This window comes from Marisediminitalea aggregata (assembly GCF_900129565.1).
In the GTDB taxonomy this organism is placed as follows: domain Bacteria; phylum Pseudomonadota; class Gammaproteobacteria; order Enterobacterales; family Alteromonadaceae; genus Alteromonas; species Alteromonas aggregata.
In genome coordinates this window covers 51425-68061 of record NZ_FQWD01000006.1, presented here as the reverse complement: position 1 = coordinate 68061, position 16637 = coordinate 51425, and the positions used below count along the sequence as shown (strand labels likewise).

12 protein-coding genes are annotated in these 16637 nt (G+C 47.3%); all 12 read right to left on the bottom strand.

The features are described from left to right. Positions 1 to 122 precede the first annotated feature (122 nt). The 12 genes from BUB81_RS16855 to BUB81_RS16800 all read right to left on the bottom strand — a co-directional run bounded on the left by BUB81_RS16855 (position 123) and on the right by BUB81_RS16800 (position 16626). Positions 123 to 2444: an efflux RND transporter permease subunit gene (locus tag BUB81_RS16855; protein WP_073324530.1), complete on the bottom strand. Its 2322-nt coding sequence runs from the start codon at positions 2442 to 2444 to the stop codon at positions 123 to 125. 9 nt (positions 2445 to 2453) lie between these two features. Continuing rightward, a complete protein-coding gene (locus BUB81_RS16850; protein WP_073324529.1) occupies positions 2454 to 3488 on the bottom strand; it encodes a beta propeller repeat protein in 1035 nt (344 codons plus the stop codon). 225 nt (positions 3489 to 3713) lie between these two features. After that, the gene (locus BUB81_RS16845; protein ID WP_073324528.1) at positions 3714 to 5081 is read right to left on the bottom strand and encodes a DUF1329 domain-containing protein; all 1368 of its coding nucleotides are present in this window, start codon (positions 5079 to 5081) and stop codon (positions 3714 to 3716) included. A gap of 17 nt (positions 5082 to 5098) precedes the next feature. After that, positions 5099 to 7162 (bottom strand): DUF1302 domain-containing protein, encoded by a 2064-nt coding sequence (locus tag BUB81_RS16840; RefSeq protein WP_073324527.1) that lies wholly within the window; start codon positions 7160 to 7162, stop codon positions 5099 to 5101. A 210-nt stretch (positions 7163 to 7372) separates the two neighbouring features. Next, positions 7373 to 7606 carry a DUF2835 family protein gene (locus BUB81_RS16835; RefSeq protein WP_073324526.1) on the bottom strand — a complete coding sequence of 78 codons (234 nt, stop codon included), beginning with the start codon at positions 7604 to 7606 and terminating at the stop codon, positions 7373 to 7375. Continuing rightward, the gene (gene pepN / locus BUB81_RS16830) at positions 7599 to 10196 is read right to left on the bottom strand and encodes an aminopeptidase N (protein WP_073324525.1); all 2598 of its coding nucleotides are present in this window, start codon (positions 10194 to 10196) and stop codon (positions 7599 to 7601) included. The genes BUB81_RS16835 and pepN overlap by 8 nt, the downstream gene beginning before the upstream one ends. Before the next feature lie 18 nt (positions 10197 to 10214). Beyond that, a complete protein-coding gene (gene nhaC / locus BUB81_RS16825; RefSeq protein WP_073324524.1) occupies positions 10215 to 11699 on the bottom strand; it encodes a Na+/H+ antiporter NhaC in 1485 nt (494 codons plus the stop codon). 9 nt (positions 11700 to 11708) lie between these two features. Next, positions 11709 to 13043, bottom strand: coding sequence for a sodium-dependent transporter (locus BUB81_RS16820; protein WP_073324523.1), 1335 nt, complete (start codon positions 13041 to 13043; stop codon positions 11709 to 11711). Between the two features lie 115 nt (positions 13044 to 13158). Further along, on the bottom strand, positions 13159 to 15198 hold the full coding sequence (gene prc / locus BUB81_RS16815) for a carboxy terminal-processing peptidase (RefSeq protein WP_073324522.1): 2040 nt from the start codon (positions 15196 to 15198) through the stop codon (positions 13159 to 13161). Between the two features lies 1 nt (position 15199). After that, the gene (gene proQ, locus BUB81_RS16810; RefSeq protein ID WP_073324521.1) at positions 15200 to 15865 is read right to left on the bottom strand and encodes an RNA chaperone ProQ; all 666 of its coding nucleotides are present in this window, start codon (positions 15863 to 15865) and stop codon (positions 15200 to 15202) included. A gap of 21 nt (positions 15866 to 15886) precedes the next feature. After that, complete coding sequence (locus tag BUB81_RS16805) at positions 15887 to 16171, bottom strand: hypothetical protein (RefSeq protein ID WP_073324520.1); 285 nt, start codon at positions 16169 to 16171, stop codon at positions 15887 to 15889. Continuing rightward, positions 16168 to 16626, bottom strand: coding sequence for a GAF domain-containing protein (locus BUB81_RS16800; RefSeq protein ID WP_073324519.1), 459 nt, complete (start codon positions 16624 to 16626; stop codon positions 16168 to 16170). Before BUB81_RS16800 ends, BUB81_RS16805 begins: the two co-directional genes overlap by 4 nt. Positions 16627 to 16637: the final 11 nt, after the last annotated feature.

Here is a 16637-nt window from a genome sequence, read left to right as displayed (position 1 = left end):
GAAGAAATAAAAGCGCTTGTTTTACATCTTTTTTACATTTTGGATAACTATGCAGATAATGCAAATAAAAAGGAGCCTTAATGGCTCCTTTTTTGGTTACTTATGCGAAAAAAAGTTTTTTGCTAGTCATTGGTGCGGTTGAACCAGAGAAGTCGCGCCAATGCCGGTAGTACAACAATGGCACCGATCATATTCACCAGGAACATAAAGGTAAGCAGAATGCCCATGTCTACCTGGAATTTCAGTGTTGAAAATACCCAGGTGCTCACACCTATTGCCAGGGTAACACCGGTAAATAATACCGCGCTGCCCCGCTCTTTAAGCGCTTCCAGGTATGCCTGATTGACTGACATGCCCTGTTTGATCAGTATGCTCATTGTCGACAGGATATAAATACCATAGTCGACACCAATTCCCACGCCCAGTGCGATAACTGGCAGTGTATAAACGGTTAAGCCAATGTTGAGATAAGTCATAAGCGCTTGAGCCAGCACGGATACCACATAAAGCGGCAATACCACAGCAATGGTTGAGCGCAACGAACGGAAACTCAACAAACACAAAATAATCACCGCGCCGAACACATACACCATCATTGGCGTTTGCGCAGCCTGCACTGCTTCGTTGGTTGCTGCCATAACACCTACCGGACCAGAAGCCAGACTGAACTTCATATCGTCGGTCTGATATTCTTCACGGAACGCTTTTACCGCATCGACGACACGAGTAATAGTTTGCGCTTTGTGATCTTCCATAAACAGGATGATCGGCATCACAGAGCAGTTACCGTTTAATAAACCAGATGAGGTTGGCACACGGGAAATAGCCTGCACCAATGTTTGTTGGTTACGCGGCAGTACCTGCCATTTTGGATTTCCTTCGTTGTAGCCCGCATTTATCACTTTGGCGATAGATGCGAGTGAAACAGCCGACTGTACACCGGGTACGTTGGTCATTTTCCACTGGAAATCGTCAATTGCGCGCATTACGTCGTATGACGTACAGGCTTCAGGAGTGGTTTCAACCAACACAGAAATGTAATCTACCGTGACCTCAAAGCGGTCCGTAATCAAGGCGGTATCCTGATTGTAACGAGAGTCTTCGTGCAGAACCGCAGCACCGGCCTGGATATCACCGATTTGCATTTGTTTAGACTGTACGAATCCAATTGCAAACAGTATTGCCGTCACCAGCACTATTACAATTGCGGTGCCTTTTTTAGTGCACACATCCAGCACATGCCACATGCCTTCTGATTTAGCTTCTTTACCCGCAAATTGGTCGAGATAATGTTCTGGGAAGCGTATGTAGCTCATCAGAACAGGCAGCAGAATCAGGTTAGTCAGAATGATAACAGCCACACCCAGACTCGCTGTAATAGCCAGTTCACGAATGATACCAATATCAATAACCAGTAAGGTCAGGAAGCCAACTGTATCTGACAGGAGCGCAATACCGCCAGGAATTAGCAGCGCTCGAAACGCAGCCATAGCGGCTTGTTTCGCGTTGTTACCTTTAACAATGTTCTTTTCGACCGCATTGATCATTTGTACGCCGTGGCTCACCCCAATCGCAAAGACCAAAAACGGCACTAGGATTGACATGGGATCCAGACCAAAGCCCAGTGAGGTCAACAAGCCCATCTGCCAAATGACTGCAATCACTGAGCAGGCAATAGGCAAAATAGTAAGCATGATATTACGAGAGAAGAAGTACACCATGAGTGCGGTGATGACGATGGCAATAGCGAAAAACAACACGACAGATTTTGCACCCGTAGCGACATCACCAATCATCTTAGCAAAGCCGATGATGTGAATGCTGACATCGTCGTTTTCAAACTGTCCACGAAGCTTGTCTTCCAGCTCCTGTGCTAACGCCAATGTGTTCAACTGCTCACCGGTTTCAGGATCCAGCTCAAGTAACTGCGCTGTGACCATGGCACAACGGTAATTATTTGACACCTGACGACCCACGATTTTGGCCTTTTCAATGTTGGCAGCAACGGTGTCTAACGCTTTGGGGTTCGATGAGTTGAAGTCGGCTGGAATGACCGGACCGCCCGCAAAACCACCTTCAACAATTTCAGTAAAGCGAGTTGATGGTGAATAGAGGGATACAACCAATGAGCGGTTAACGCCGTTGATAAAAAACAGCTCATCATGGACGTTTTTCAGCGTATCAAAGAAAGGCTTGTTAAAAATATCACTGTCGCGATCACACACGGCAACTAAAACATTGTTAGCTCCACCAAAATCCTTGCGGTGTGCCATGTAGGTTTGCATGTATTCGTGATTAAGAGGAATGTTCTTTTCAAAGCCAGCATCCAGCTTCATACGAGAAGCCTGGAATGCCAGTACCAACGTAGCAAACACGAACAGCATGATCACCACTGCCCGGTTATTGAAAATCAACCTTTCCGAAAATTGACTAAATGAAGACATATAACTGATTTAATCCAAAGAAAGTGAATAGATGCCATCGGCGGCGGTTACCAGGGTTTCCCCCTGCACGGTCGCTGCATTCAATAATGCAGACTTGCTTTCTGTCGTCGTTACAGCCACGCCGTCTGCTACCGCGCAGCTTGACGTTGAAGCGTAAGGGTCATAGTCACTCACAGAAAGCGGTAAAGTCGCATTAACAACAACGCCGTTGTTGCCAATAAATGCCACCCCTTGTTGCGTTTCGATAATGGAGTTGAGCGTAGCCGTATTACACGTAGACAGATACATCCACTGCTCGTCTTGCTGCATCACAAAAATATTGCCTCGCAAACCCGCTGCCACTAATGAGCCGTCTGCCAGCATTTTTATATCGAAAAACGAACCTGTGTATTCAATGTCAAAGCGTTCCCAGCTCTGGCCTAAATCGGTACTTACTGCAAGCAAACCCGCTTCGCCTGCCAGATACAATGTGTTGTCGCTTGCCACGCTGACTCTGTTGAGGTGCGGTAAGATAGACTCCAGTTCCTGTTGATAGAAGTCTTCGTCTTCCTTGCGAATTTCTTCGAGGTATTCGCGATCATAAGGATTCAAAAAAGACGCATGTCTAACCGATTCCCAACTTTCTCCGCCGTTACTGGTTTGATAAAACAAGCCATAAGCACCAATGGCCAGACCTTGATGCTCATCAAAGAAAACAATATCAAGGAAAGGACGTTCTAATTCTGGCGCATTGTGCTGAATTTCCCAACTCTGTCCACGGTCGGGAGAATGAATAATAATGGCGTCATGACCTGCAGCCCATATATTGTCGCCAACAATCGTTACTGCGGTCAGGGTTGCCTGGGTCGGCACCTCAAGTTGGGTGAAGTCCTCTTCACCTTGCTTGAGCAGAATATGACCACGTTCTCCCACCGCCACAGTGAAAGCGCCGGTATCAATATCTAATAGTAGTGACTCTCGCACCAAAGGTGCCTGGTATGCTTGCTCTGCCTGACAAACCAAAGAAAAAACGAGAAGTAGCACGGAAGAAATCAATTTGTGCATTAAAGGTTTAAACCTCCGGATAAAGTACACGCGCTGAAGGCATGTTACTGCTGTGTAAGCAACACGATTACCCATTGAAACACAGGGCTTATAATTGTTAGTGATGAGTTGCTGATTATGATACACAGTAATGTGTATCGGTTTATTAAAACAATGAGGTAGCAAGCTCACACTGACTACCTCATTCGAACAAACGGGCACAATGAATGTGCCCGCTTAAATTACTTATCGCGTACCTTCGCGACGCAGTGCCTGAGGAGTAAACTCCGCTTCTCTTGGACGAACAGAGAAATCATACATCTGCTCTTCGTTGTCCAGGCCAATCGCCAGGTAACGACGAGAGTTCAGGTCGTGGTATACGTCCAGCGTAGACCAATGTGTAGGAACTTCGTAGTAGTTAACGCCGTATGCCACTGCAACACGATACAACTCACCACGGTTGTCATACATGTCGGCCAACTGAATTTGCCAGCTGTCTTCGTCGATAAAGAATACCCGTTTCTGATAAATGTGACGGAACTCGTCTTTCAACGTCGCTTCTACCACCCAAACACGGTGCTTTTCCCAACGGGTCAGATCCGGATTTACGTGATTTGGCTTCAGAATATCGCTGTAAGTTGCGGTATTGCTGTGCAGCTTGTAGTTGTTATAAGCAACGTACATTTCTTTCTTACCCTTTAACTCCCAGTTATAACGGTTTGGAGAACCATTAAACATATCGAAGTCATCGGTAGTACGCAGGCCATCTGCCGCCGTTCCCGGCGTATCGTAGGCAATGTTTGGTGCCAAACGTACACGGCGCTGACCGGTGTTATAGGTCCATGCCTTACGAGGCTCCTTAATTTGGTCCAGTGTTTCGTGAACCAGCAACGCAGTACCAGCCAGACGCGCCGGCTTAGTAACTTTTTGCTTAAACATAAACAATACGTTGTTTTCAAGCAGCGTTTCAGGCGTAGCATTTTCCTGAGAGTATTGAATCAGTAGCTGTTCATCAAAACCGATTACGTTGTAGTCACCGCCAGCGGTTACTGCTGCCTGACCACCGTTACGCTGAACAGCCTGGCCACGATAGCGTGCAATGTGGTTCCAGATCGCTTCCAGACCGTTGGCCGGAATGGGGAATGGAATACCTACTGCGGCACCTGACATACCGTTACCACCATCTAATAACTCGGCACGAGTCGCATTTGCTTTGGTTGCGTCATAAACAAACTGTGGGTTAGACGCTGAACGATGCGTTTTGTACACAGGCAGTTTAAACGAGTCCGGGTAAGTCTCGAACATTTTAATCAGGCCGTCAGACAAAAACTCGGCATGTTCTTTATAGTTAGCACCAGTAATCGTGAACAGTGGTGCTTCACCAGCATACGGGTCAGGGTGAAAATCACCCTCTGTGTAACCCGCAGGTGCTGATGTTAATCCGCCATTCCAGGCTGGAATAGAGCCATCGGCGTTACCCGCTTTCTCGCCACCCAGTGGCGTTAACTCGGTACCTAACTTGGCAGCATCGGCGCTGCTAACTTTTGCTTGAACTGGTGCTGCAGATAACGCGACAGTTAACGCAGCAGCAATAAATCCAATCTTTTTCATCATAACAATACTACTCTCTGTTAAATTGCGTACTTGATGTTGAACGAGATGAAGTCACGGTCTGACAGCGCGTTAGTGGTACCAATGCCACCCCAGAAACTGCTGTAAGACGCGGTTGCAGACCAACGGCTCAAGTAATCAAACGTGAATGATATATTGGCTGACTTAGTATCTTCCGTGAACAAGAACAGCGGATCAGGCGTAGTACCTTCTACATCATGCGAGAACGTCGCACGAGTACGTAAATTTACACCAGCGAAAATGTTGTTGAAATCAGCAACAGCCAGTAAACGGTAGCCCCATGCATCGTCAGTTGCAAACGGGTTAGTTTCCGGACCGTTAGACAAACCTGTGTGCAAGCCTGTGCGCGGATTGCCGGTTTCTGTTGGCTCCAGCGACGGAGTTCGGGCAGTACCCGGAGCGTTCAGGCGAACTACTGAAGGATCCGGGAAATCAACAATGTTAACGTAGCCCGCTTCACCCAGCAGAACAAAGTTGTCAGTACCAAATGCCGGACCAAATACGTGAGACAATGTAAACTGTGCCTGCCATGTATCAGAGAACACATAGCCCTGAGCAGTCTCGCCTGGACCTACTGCACGGCCGATGTTGTTCAACTGTGAAATGCCCGCTAAATCAGGACGTAATCCAGCGTTTGCTAACTGCTCTGGCATACCCATGTACAACAATTCAACGTCGTCGATTTGCAGAGGCTCATCCTGTCGGTAAGCAAACTCACCAGCAAGCGCCGTGGTACCAATGTTGGTGTTGAAGCTCATGCCGTAAAGCTTGATGTCTTCAGGGTAGTAGAACTTAGCTTCGGTAAACGCCTGCAGCTCTGTGACGTTGTCACGAGTGATATTATTGGTCGCCAAGAATGCCATGTCAGCACCAATGCCTGCGGCCGTGAAGTTAGACGTTTCACCAGAAATCAAAGGACGTTGGCTGTGATAATTAATGTGGTAGAAACTGAACTCAGTTTCATTTAATTCTTCTGCGAAATAGGTAACGCGAAGACCATATTGCCCCTGGTCGTCGGCATCAACATGAGCTTGATCACTATAACCACGAATAGCCACTTTAGTTGGATATGCCAGGTAAGCCTGACTGATTTGCGAAGCATCAGCACCAGCACGCAGCGCATCGCCCAGACCATTGAGTGACGCTAACAGGAAGTCAAGGTCAATGTCCGGGTTGCCGGTAAAGCCTAGCTGAACATTATTCGCCTGACCGCCCTCGCCCGCAAAGTCGTTTGTTGCGAAGTAGCTGCCTGCAACCGGTAACCAGCTGCGTTCCCATTCATATTGATAGTAACCTGAAATACTCAGGTTGTCGGTAATACCCAATGAGGCGTAAACCATACCAACCGGAATAAAGACTTCTTTTAACTCAGCGCCTGGCGTACGGGCGCGAGTCACGTCTACTGGGTTTGTGGTGTTGATACCATGTTGGATGAATGTACTTTCACCCCAGCTGATAACCTGCTGACCAACGCGAACGGTTAGTGGCTTATCACCCACCCACCAATCGCCATAGAAGAAGGCGTCGAGTAAACGAACATCTGCACAAAGAAGCTCTTTGGCTCTGGGGTCGTCACACAATTCTGTTTGCTGACCGGTGATAGGATTGTCCCAAGGACGGTCGCCGTCCATCTGTTCGAAATCATAAAACCAGAAACCGCGAGCAAAGAAACCAATGTCGCCGTAACGAATATCTAATTCATGGTTACCAGACACTTGCGTTGAAAAGGCCTCGCCGGGATCGTGAGCCAGGTTGCCCAAATCACCGTTGCTTGAATAACTTCCGTTTGCCAATGCCCATACGTCGCCGCTTGGGTAGATGACATTGGTCGCTGCGTTGTAACCAGACCAATTGAACTGAGGATGGTTGCTGTTACCAATAAGGCTGTAGTCACGATCTTCCACGCGAATACTGGTAGCCAGTGTAAAGTTTGAGTCGAGTGATATCGACACATCACCTACATCCCAAGAGGCAGCACTTGCCGGCAGCGCTGCGGCGCCAAATAGGGCAAGTAGTCCAGCTGCGATAGGCGATTTTTTGAATGCGCTAGGCCTGGTTATCATAATTTTTATACTCCTGATTCAGCAGTAAGCTGCTGATAAAACGACACACATCGGTTTATTTAACAAAATGATTACATCATTTCACACGGATAGCAAGAACTAATCGTACCAGTTGGGAAAATGCCGTAAACATCATCAAATTGAGTTAGTGAACGTCCTGAATTTAAACCGAATTATTATAAATAACTGATTGATAGTTATAGTACAGAGTTAGCGAATTCGCTCGAAAGATTTGATTTTATTTTCTTGCGTTATAATTAGCCTGAATCTGCCACATAAACCACGACTATCAATGAACTGCCGTACTCTTCCTGCGGGCACCTGAACCCTTGCGCCATTTTCTGCGGTTAACACAGCATGGGGAACCAGGCCACTATAAAGGGCCTGGCAAGATGAATAGGGTTCGTTCAGAGTAAAAAAGTAGATGGTGTCTTTATTAGTCATTGTGACCAAAGCTCAATGCCTTGCTGACTTTTTCATACAAATCTTTGCTCAGATTCTTGTTATCTAACAATCTGGATAACTGGCGCTTCATGAGCGCTTGTCGTTCTCCATTATAGTGCTGCCATTGCGTTAATGGCGTTACTAATCGGGACGCAACCTGAGGATTGGTGGTATCAAGTTCTATCAGATAATCAGTCAAAAACTGATAGCCAGAACCATCATCGGCGTGAAAACCGGTGGTATTGTAGAAAGCAAAGCTCCCTACTACGGCGCGCACCCGGTTGGGGTTCTGCTGACTGAATTGAGGATGCTGACGCAGCAGCGTAAGCTGTGCCAGTATATCGTCTCGCGGGCAAGTCGCATGCAAACCAAACCACTTGTCCAGTACCAGTGGATCGTTATGCCAACGCTGCTCGAACTGTTGCATTAATTCACTAAACAGCTTTAGATCCTGAATTTGCGCAGCTTTTAGGGCACCCAAAGAGTCTGACATATTGTCAGATTGAGTAAATTGTTCGCGAATTAACGAGGCACTATCCTGTTGACGAGCCAGTAGAGTCAACACCGTATTTTTACAGCGACGTGCACTTACCTGCTCTACAGAATATGCATAATCGCCTGTCTGGTTTTGCTCATATACAGTGTTCAAAATACCCGCTAGCTTGTCAGATAAATCACCGACAAACGCCTCTCTGGCGTTGTAGAGAGCATGCACATCAATGTCAGTTCGTGTTTGAATTAATGATTCAAAACTCGGCACAACCAGACATTCAGCTAATAACTCCGGGTTTTGTTGCTCAGCGTCCACCGCTGACACCAGCCCTTGCCAGATTGTGGGACCGACATTTTCCGGTTGATTCGTGTAGTACTGCTCTATTGCCCAATTGTACAGTTGCTGAATTGCGTCCCAACGAGAAAACGCATCGTCGGCAAAACGGAATGCGTGCAGGTACTCTTCCGGAGTAAGATCAGATTGCAGTTTTGCAGGCGCAGAAAAATTACCCAAAGCAACAGGCGTAATCTGACGACCCTTGCCAGTGAACGTTAACGTAACAGCCGGTTTGTCAAGAATACACAGATTATCGCGATACATAGGTGTGTCCGGCAAAACGTGCTCGCCACGCTCATTGATAAATTCAATTTGTAACGGAATATACAATGCTTGCTTTGTCGCCTGATCCGCTGTTGGCGGGGTATGTTGCTTAAGGGTTACGGTAACCTCGCAGCCGGGCTTAACATCGCGTTTAACCGACACAGTTGGTGTGCCTGACTGGCTGTACCATAGAGAAAAATGTGTTAAATCGATATCCGTCGCCGACTGCATGGCAGACACAAAGTCATCACAGGTAACGGCCTGGCCGTCATGGCGACGGAAATATTCATCCATCCCAGCTCTGAAGCCCTCTGCACCCAACAAGGTATGCATCATGCGGATCACTTCAGCCCCTTTGTCATACACCGTCACAGTGTAGAAGTTATTCATCTCAATAACTTCATCAGGACGAATTGGGTGACTCATGGCACTGGCATCTTCAGCGAACTGGTGTTCACGCATTACCCGGACCTGTTTTATGCGGTTACTCAATGGCGAACTCATATCAGAGCTAAACTGTTGATCGCGAAAAACGGTTAACCCTTCTTTCAGGCTCAACTGGAACCAATCACGGCAGGTAACACGGTTACCTGTCCAGTTGTGGAAATACTCATGCGCAATCACCGATTCTACATTGAAGAAGTCTTCATCCGTGGCGCTTTCCTGATCGGCCAGTACGAATTTACTGTTAAATACATTCAGGCCTTTGTTTTCCATTGCACCCATGTTGAAAAAATCAACGGCCACAATCATGTAAATATCCAGGTCGTACTCCAACCCGAATACCTCTTCGTCCCATTTCATGGAGCGCTTAAGCGCTTCCAGAGCAAACACACCACGGTCTCGCTTGCCTTTATCTACATATAATTCAAGCGCAACAGATTTACCGCTCGCTGTAATAAACGTATCTGAAAGCTGGTCAAAGCTACCGGCAACCAATGCAAACAGGTACGCGGGTTTTGGATATGGATCTTCCCAGGTAACCCAATGCGTACCATCGCTGTTTTCACCGCGGGCAATAGGATTACCATTGGCCAACATGGTCGGTAATGTGGCTTTATCGCCTGTTATCGTACAAGTAAATCTAGCCAGTACATCGGGGCGGTCGAGGTAATAGGTAATACGCCGAAACCCTTCAGCTTCACACTGAGTGCAATAAACTCCATTCGATAAATACAGCCCTTCCAATGCTTTGTTAGCTTCAGGGTTAATAACCGTCTCAATGGTAAGGTTAAAATCATCGGGCACATTTGCCAGCGTTAAACCTGTGCCGGTTTTTGCGTAGTCACTGAACGGCTTGCCATCGAGGAGTATGGACACTAATGTTAAATGCTCGCCGTCCAGTACCAACGACTCGGTATGTTCACCCTGTCGTGATACTCGGAGGCTGCTAACTACCCGTGTTGCCGTTGGATGCAATGTTACATTCAAATCAATATCGCTGATTGTGAATGCCGGCGCGCGATAGTCGGCTCGGCGTTTAGCCAGTAATGTCATACACTCTCCTTTACTAAATTATTTTGCAGAAGAAACGGAAGATTCAACCACGGACTCGGGTGGTGTGATACGCAAAATCTTGATACCAAAATACGCGTAAATCATAGCCAGAATTGGGTTAATTACGTTGAAGAACGCGTAAAAGATGTATTCAAACGGATGTACCATTAATACGCCATGCATGTAGGCACCACAGGTGTTCCACGGAATGAGTGGCGATGTTAAGGTGCCCCCGTCTTCCAGGCTGCGGGATAAATTCAACTGATTTAATCCACGCTTCTCGAACTCTTGCTTGTACATGCGCCCAGGCATAACGATTGCCATGTACTGATCAGCTGTAATCAGGTTAGTGCCGATACAGGTAAAAATAGTGCGGGTTACCATTGCACCTGCGGTTTTGGCACCATGTAAAATAGCACTGACCGCACGATTGAGCAGACCTACCCGCTCCAGTACCGCACCAAATGACATGGCGCAAATAATTAACCAGATGGTGTTGAGCATTGATGACATACCACCACGGCTAAGCAAGCTGTCCAGCGTGCCATCACCTGTGTCAAAGCTCACACCATCGAATAACGCAGTCCACACCACCTTAACGGTGCCCACTACGTCTGAGTCTGCTCCGTCTTTCATGCCAAGTACAACATCGGTTTGGAAGATAATGGCCCAGGCTCCGCCTAATAATGCTCCAATAGCCACCGCTGGAAAAGCGGGCATCTTTCGCACAGCAAGCGTTAGCAACACAACAAGGGGCACAAGCATGAACAGATTCAGATTAAAGGTGTTTTCCAACAGCAACTGCATTTCCTGAATCTTCGCCGCTGACTGTTCTGTAGACGCGCTAAAACCCAGAATAACAAACAGAATAAGCGCAATGATAAAGCTGGGGATCGTTGTCCATAGCATGTAGCGGATGTGTTCAAACAGATCTACGCCGGCAACTGCAGGTGCCAAATTGGTTGTTTCTGAAAGTGGTGAAATCTTGTCACCAAAATAGGCACCAGAGACCACTGCACCTGCAGTAATTGCCGCAGACATGTCCATACCCGCGGCTACACCCATCAGAGCTACACCAACGGTCGCAGCGGTTGTCCAGGAGCTGCCGATACTCATTGCCACTACCGCACAAATTAAACAGCTGGCCGCGTAAAACATAGACGGATTAAGCAGTTCAAGGCCGTAATAAATGAGTGTAGGCACAGTGCCGGCAAGCATCCAGGTACCAATTAATGAACCCACTGCCAGTAATATCAGGCAAGCCCCCAGAGAGACTGAAATGCCCTGAATAATGCCCGCTTCAATATCTTTCCAGCGGTGGCCGTTTTTCATGCCTATGATAGCCGCTAAACCGGTACCAATTAACAGAGCTATCTGGTTGGGCCCGAACGATGAATTGTCAGAAAACAGATACACCGCCGTTCCCATCATTAGTACAAGTGAGACAATCGGGATTAACGCGTCCAGTAAGCTGGGTTGTTTAATTTCTTGTTGAGACGTCATGACTATTCCTTACATCACCGACCGATAAAACATCACAAGAATGACAACCGGACACACAAACTTTACATACCAAGGCCAAATTTTCCAAAACAGGCGCTGTTCCATATCGGGGGCACTGGCCTTCAGCTCGGCCAGAATTTCATTTCGCTTCCACACCCAGCCGGCAAAAATACACAGTGCGAAGCCTAACAACGGCTGACTGTACTTCGTCGTTAGCGCAATAACTAAGCCGAAAAGTGTAGAGAAATTCAGAATAATAATCGCGCTGAGCAGGAAAATGGTGGTGGTTACAATCCACACCGCGCGTTTGCGTGGCATATTCCGGCTTTCAGATAAATAAGCTACCGGCACTTCCAGCATTGAAATAGAGCTGGTTAAAGCGGCAATCACCATAAGTGCAAAGAACACCACGGACACCAATAAGCCTATCGGCCCTATAGTTTTAAATAATGCAGGTAACACGGTGAAAATTAACTGGTCGCCAGCGATTAAATCCCCCGACTCCGAGAAAATTTGTACGCCGTTGTTTAGCGCCACATACATCGCAGGGATAATTAACATACCGGCGATGATAGCAACACCGATATCCACTAATGCCACCCAGGCACCAATACTTGGCAGGTCCTCCTTTTTACTCATGTACGAGCCGTAGACCAGCATAGTACCTACACCCAGAGACATGGAAAAGAACGCCTGCCCCATAGCATCAATGAGCAGATCGGGATTCAATACCCGGGTAAAGTCGGGAACCAGATAAGCCGCCCAGCCTTCACTTGCGCCAGGTTGGAAACTGACATAAACAATCAGTAAGCCCATTAGTATGAACAGGGTTGGCATTAAACGCACAGACCACCGTTCGATACCGGCTTTTACACCACCGAGTACGATGTACGATGTTAAACTTAGGAATAGCGCACAAAAAATCAGATTGCTGCTAATAGAATAGCTAACAAACCAATCACTGACAGCCTGTGAAACAACCGGGCGTGTGACCGATTCACCAAAATAAGCAATCATCCAGCCGCCGACAATGGCGTAGAAAGCCAGTATCAGCGATACGGTTATACAACCCCACAAACCCGTCAGGCGGCCCAATGGATTTGACGTGATCTGTCCAAGCGAGTCGACCATGTTGGCTCTGTGAGCCCGACCAATGATCAGTTCTGCCATAAGCACCGGATATGCCAGCGCAAACGCTAACATTAAATAGACCAGTACAAAAGCCGCTCCACCATTACTGGCTACCTGGGTAGGAAACCCCCAGATGTTACCCAGTCCAACTGCTGACCCCGCTGCCGCCAGGATAAACCCGATACGGGAAGAAAACTCACCGCGAATCGCCATATTGTTCCCTTTATTATTGTTTTAATAATGATTTTATTTTGTTGTTGTATTTTTCAACACTGCTTTTTGAATGAAAAAGGGCTGGCAAACGCCAGCCCTTTCGGTATTTCTGATATTACCCTTGTTTAAATGCGTACTTACCTGTCTCAACCATGTCCAGTGTAATGTTTGCCGCTTCCGACAAATAGGGGTCGATGTCGTCCAAAGCCTCTGGCAGGTCATCAAGGTTTTCCACCTTGGGTAAACCCAGCCGCAACAGACGCTCGTTTGCACGCGTCAGCGCTTCAGCTTCGTTTTTTTCCTTCTCAGCCAAACGTTCTGATTCAACCAGGGAAATAAACGCTTTGTCTTTATTTTTACGATATTCTTCAATGTCTTGCTGAATATACGCAAACTCAGGATCCTGTAAAATGCGCGCATTATGTTTTGCCGCCAGAACGTCAATTGCAGACTGGGAATCACCAAACGTGGTGTAATTAGCTCGTTTAATGCTATCCCACGGCAATGCGTTTTCTTCCTGACTTTCGCCCCACTCTGCCGGATCTATTGGAGAAGGGAACAAAATATCAGGCACAACACCTTTGTGCTGCGTACTGCCGCCATTGATACGATAGAACTTAGCGATGGTGTATTGCACACTGCCCAGCGGGTTTTCGTATAAATCGTAGATACGTCCCAACCCTTTGTGTTGTTGAACCGTACCTTTACCGAAAGTTTGCTCACCGATGATTAATGCGCGATTGTAATCCTGCATCGCTGCGGCAAAGATCTCTGACGCCGAAGCGCTGTAACGGTCAACCAGCACCGTTAAAGGTCCGGAATAAGCAACACGTCCATCGGTGTCTTTATTCACACTCATGCGCCCGCCTTCATAACGGATCTGAACTACCGGTCCTGCCTCAATAAACAAACCTGAAACCAGTGTCGCTTCAGACAGCGAACCACCGCCATTACCGCGCAAGTCAACAATAATGCCTTTTACATCTTGCGCTTTTAACGCGTTGATTTCTTTAAGTACATCAACGTGTAGGTTGTTATAGAAACTGGGTATATCGATAACGCCAATTTTTTCGCCTTGGTGTGGACCTGACTCAGGCACAAACACTTCTGACTTGGCGGCGCGGTCTTCCAGTTTAATTTTGTCGCGAACGATATTGATCACCGAGATCGCGGTGCTGTCGCCAGTTCCTTTTTGAACCTGTAAGCGTACTTCACTGCCCTTTGGGCCTTTGATCAGTTCAACCACGTCGTCTAAACGCCAGCCGATAACATCAACAAAATCTTCATCACCCTGAGCGACACCCACGATCTTGTCTTCGGGCTTCAAAGCCTTCGTTTTGTCGGCAGGGCCGCCGGCTACAATGCTCTTGATGACAGTAAAATCGTCTTCACTTTGTAGTACTGCACCAATACCTTCCAGAGACAGATTCATGTCCATCTGGAAGCGGTCTGCATTACGGGGCGATAAATAACTGGTATGCGCTTCAATACTACGTGCAAACGAATTCATTACGGTTTGAAACACATCTTCGCTTTGCGTTTGTTTCAAACGCTTAATGGCACGCTCATAGCGCTTGGTCAGCAACTCTTTAATTTTTTCTGGCTCTTTGCCCGCGAGCTTCAGGTTAAGCGCGTCGTATTTAACACGCTGACGCCATAACTCATCGAGTTCTGCCATATCAGTAGCCCATGGCGCTTCTTCACGGTCGTAATAGAACTTGTCGCCCGCTTTTTCAAAATCAAACGGCGTATCGAGCTGCTTGAGCGCAAACTTATAGCGCTCTACGCGTCGTTCCAGATTGATGTTGTACATGTCGTACGCGATTTGCAAATTACCGCGGGTTAATGCATCGTCAAATTCGTCGCGGTATTTAGCAAAGCCGTCAATGTCTGATTGCAAAAACACATTGCGGTTGCCGTCCAAAGCCCGCAAAAATCGATCGTAGACTTTCTCCGAGAGTGCATCATCAAGTTTAATAAGCTTGTAATGCTCACGGGTGAACAACGTACTTATTCGCTTAGCGGCAGACGAGTGCTGTGGCTCCTGTTGGAGAACCGGCAAATCTTCTACGCTATTACCTGATGTAACGGCACCAGCGCCAACACTTAGCGCTAAAATAGCACCGGCGACTGAAACTCGGAGTAAATCTTTCATATTACGACCTCTTGGAACGTGCTAGACGTAAAGCCTCTGGGTTGACTTTAACCACCATCCCCGTATCCAGTTGAACATGAACACCGTCTTTCGCTACTTCGGTAATTACAGCATGCATAGGCGCTTTACCCAGCTTCACTGTAACTGCTGTACCGGTAGTAAGATCTGCGTCTGTTAATTTCGCTGGGGGTACTTTAGTTGGTCTGTTTGTTTTGGATTTAGTTCCATTATAGCGGCCTGGCGCTGATTTCGCCTGGCGTTCACCGCCATTTTTAGCAGCTGGTCTGCCGTCTGGCTTTTTGCGAGGTGGCTTACCCGCCGCTTTGCGTTTTTCGGCCGCTTTGGCTTTGCTTTCCTCCAGCTGTTGTTTAGCGTGATCTTCATGCTCCTGCTCAATCGCAGCATCCTGATTACCATCTAAGTCAACGCGGTGGTTACCTTTTTTAATACTGTAAAGGTAACGCCAGCTGTTGGTGTAATGACGCAGACTGGAACGTAACAAGGTTTTACTAACCCGTTCGTCTTCCTGCAGGCGCTCGGCCAAATCCTGGAAAATACCAATTTTTAAAGGACGAGCTTCACCTTCCAGGCTGAAGCATTTCGGGAATGTCTCCGCCAGAAAGGCGATGACTTCTTTACTGTTACTAAACTTCTGTGATGATTCCATCAATATTAACGTGTATATGAGTTAATCGAGATTGTCTGCATCATCCCAAGTTGCTAGCAGATGGTCAACCCAATCAAGCAAATCATCGTCATTTACGTACAATAAATTTTCATCTTGATGCCAAATTGACCAGGTATGAGACAGCAGACCTTCAAGCCGCTCCACTGAAATGTCTTCTTCAGCACGGTCATATACCATATGCAATATGGTATTTAACCGTTCAGCTGCCTCATCTGGCTCTTCAAATACATCTTCCATGTCCTGCCAGGTGGCAAGCACCACCTGAATGTCAATCAAATGCTTCATACCAATGTACGACTCAGGACACCTACAATCTCACACAGACCCGCCTCGTCTTCTGCTGTAAAGCGCGACAGCTTCGGGCTGTCGATATCCAGCACACCAATTAACTGGTTATTGACCACAATGGGGATCACAATTTCAGAGTTTGACGCAGCGTCACAGGCAATATGGCCTTCGAACTGGTGAACGTCTTCTATTCGTTGCACCGTATTGGTTGCTGCTGCCGTGCCACAGACGCCTTTACCCATTGGGATGCGGATGCAGGCTGGCTGCCCCTGAAACGGCCCTAAAACCAACTGGTCTTCTTTATACAAATAAAAACCCGCCCAATTGACATCGTCCATCTGGTTAAACAATAGTGCGCTAATGTTAGCCATGTTGGCAATCATGTCGCGCTCGCCCTCTACCAAACTACGGGCCTGAGCGGCGAGCTGTGAATAAAAGGTACTGCTTGTCAAATTCTGTCTCT

Bases quoted from the DNA above. Each gene is read 5' to 3' on its own strand.
- BUB81_RS16855 (WP_073324530.1), bottom strand. From the start codon at position 2,444: ATGTCTTCATTTAGTCAATTTTCGGAAAGGTTGATTTTCAATAACCGG.
- BUB81_RS16850 (WP_073324529.1), bottom strand. From the start codon at position 3,488: ATGCACAAATTGATTTCTTCCGTGCTACTTCTCGTTTTTTCTTTGGTT.
- BUB81_RS16845 (WP_073324528.1), bottom strand. From the start codon at position 5,081: ATGATGAAAAAGATTGGATTTATTGCTGCTGCGTTAACTGTCGCGTTA.
- BUB81_RS16840 (WP_073324527.1), bottom strand. From the start codon at position 7,162: ATGATAACCAGGCCTAGCGCATTCAAAAAATCGCCTATCGCAGCTGGA.
- BUB81_RS16835 (WP_073324526.1), bottom strand. From the start codon at position 7,606: ATGACTAATAAAGACACCATCTACTTTTTTACTCTGAACGAACCCTAT.
- pepN (WP_073324525.1), bottom strand. From the start codon at position 10,196: ATGACATTACTGGCTAAACGCCGAGCCGACTATCGCGCGCCGGCATTC.
- nhaC (WP_073324524.1), bottom strand. From the start codon at position 11,699: ATGACGTCTCAACAAGAAATTAAACAACCCAGCTTACTGGACGCGTTA.
- BUB81_RS16820 (WP_073324523.1), bottom strand. From the start codon at position 13,043: ATGGCGATTCGCGGTGAGTTTTCTTCCCGTATCGGGTTTATCCTGGCG.
- prc (WP_073324522.1), bottom strand. From the start codon at position 15,198: ATGAAAGATTTACTCCGAGTTTCAGTCGCCGGTGCTATTTTAGCGCTA.
- proQ (WP_073324521.1), bottom strand. From the start codon at position 15,865: ATGGAATCATCACAGAAGTTTAGTAACAGTAAAGAAGTCATCGCCTTT.
- BUB81_RS16805 (WP_073324520.1), bottom strand. From the start codon at position 16,171: ATGAAGCATTTGATTGACATTCAGGTGGTGCTTGCCACCTGGCAGGAC.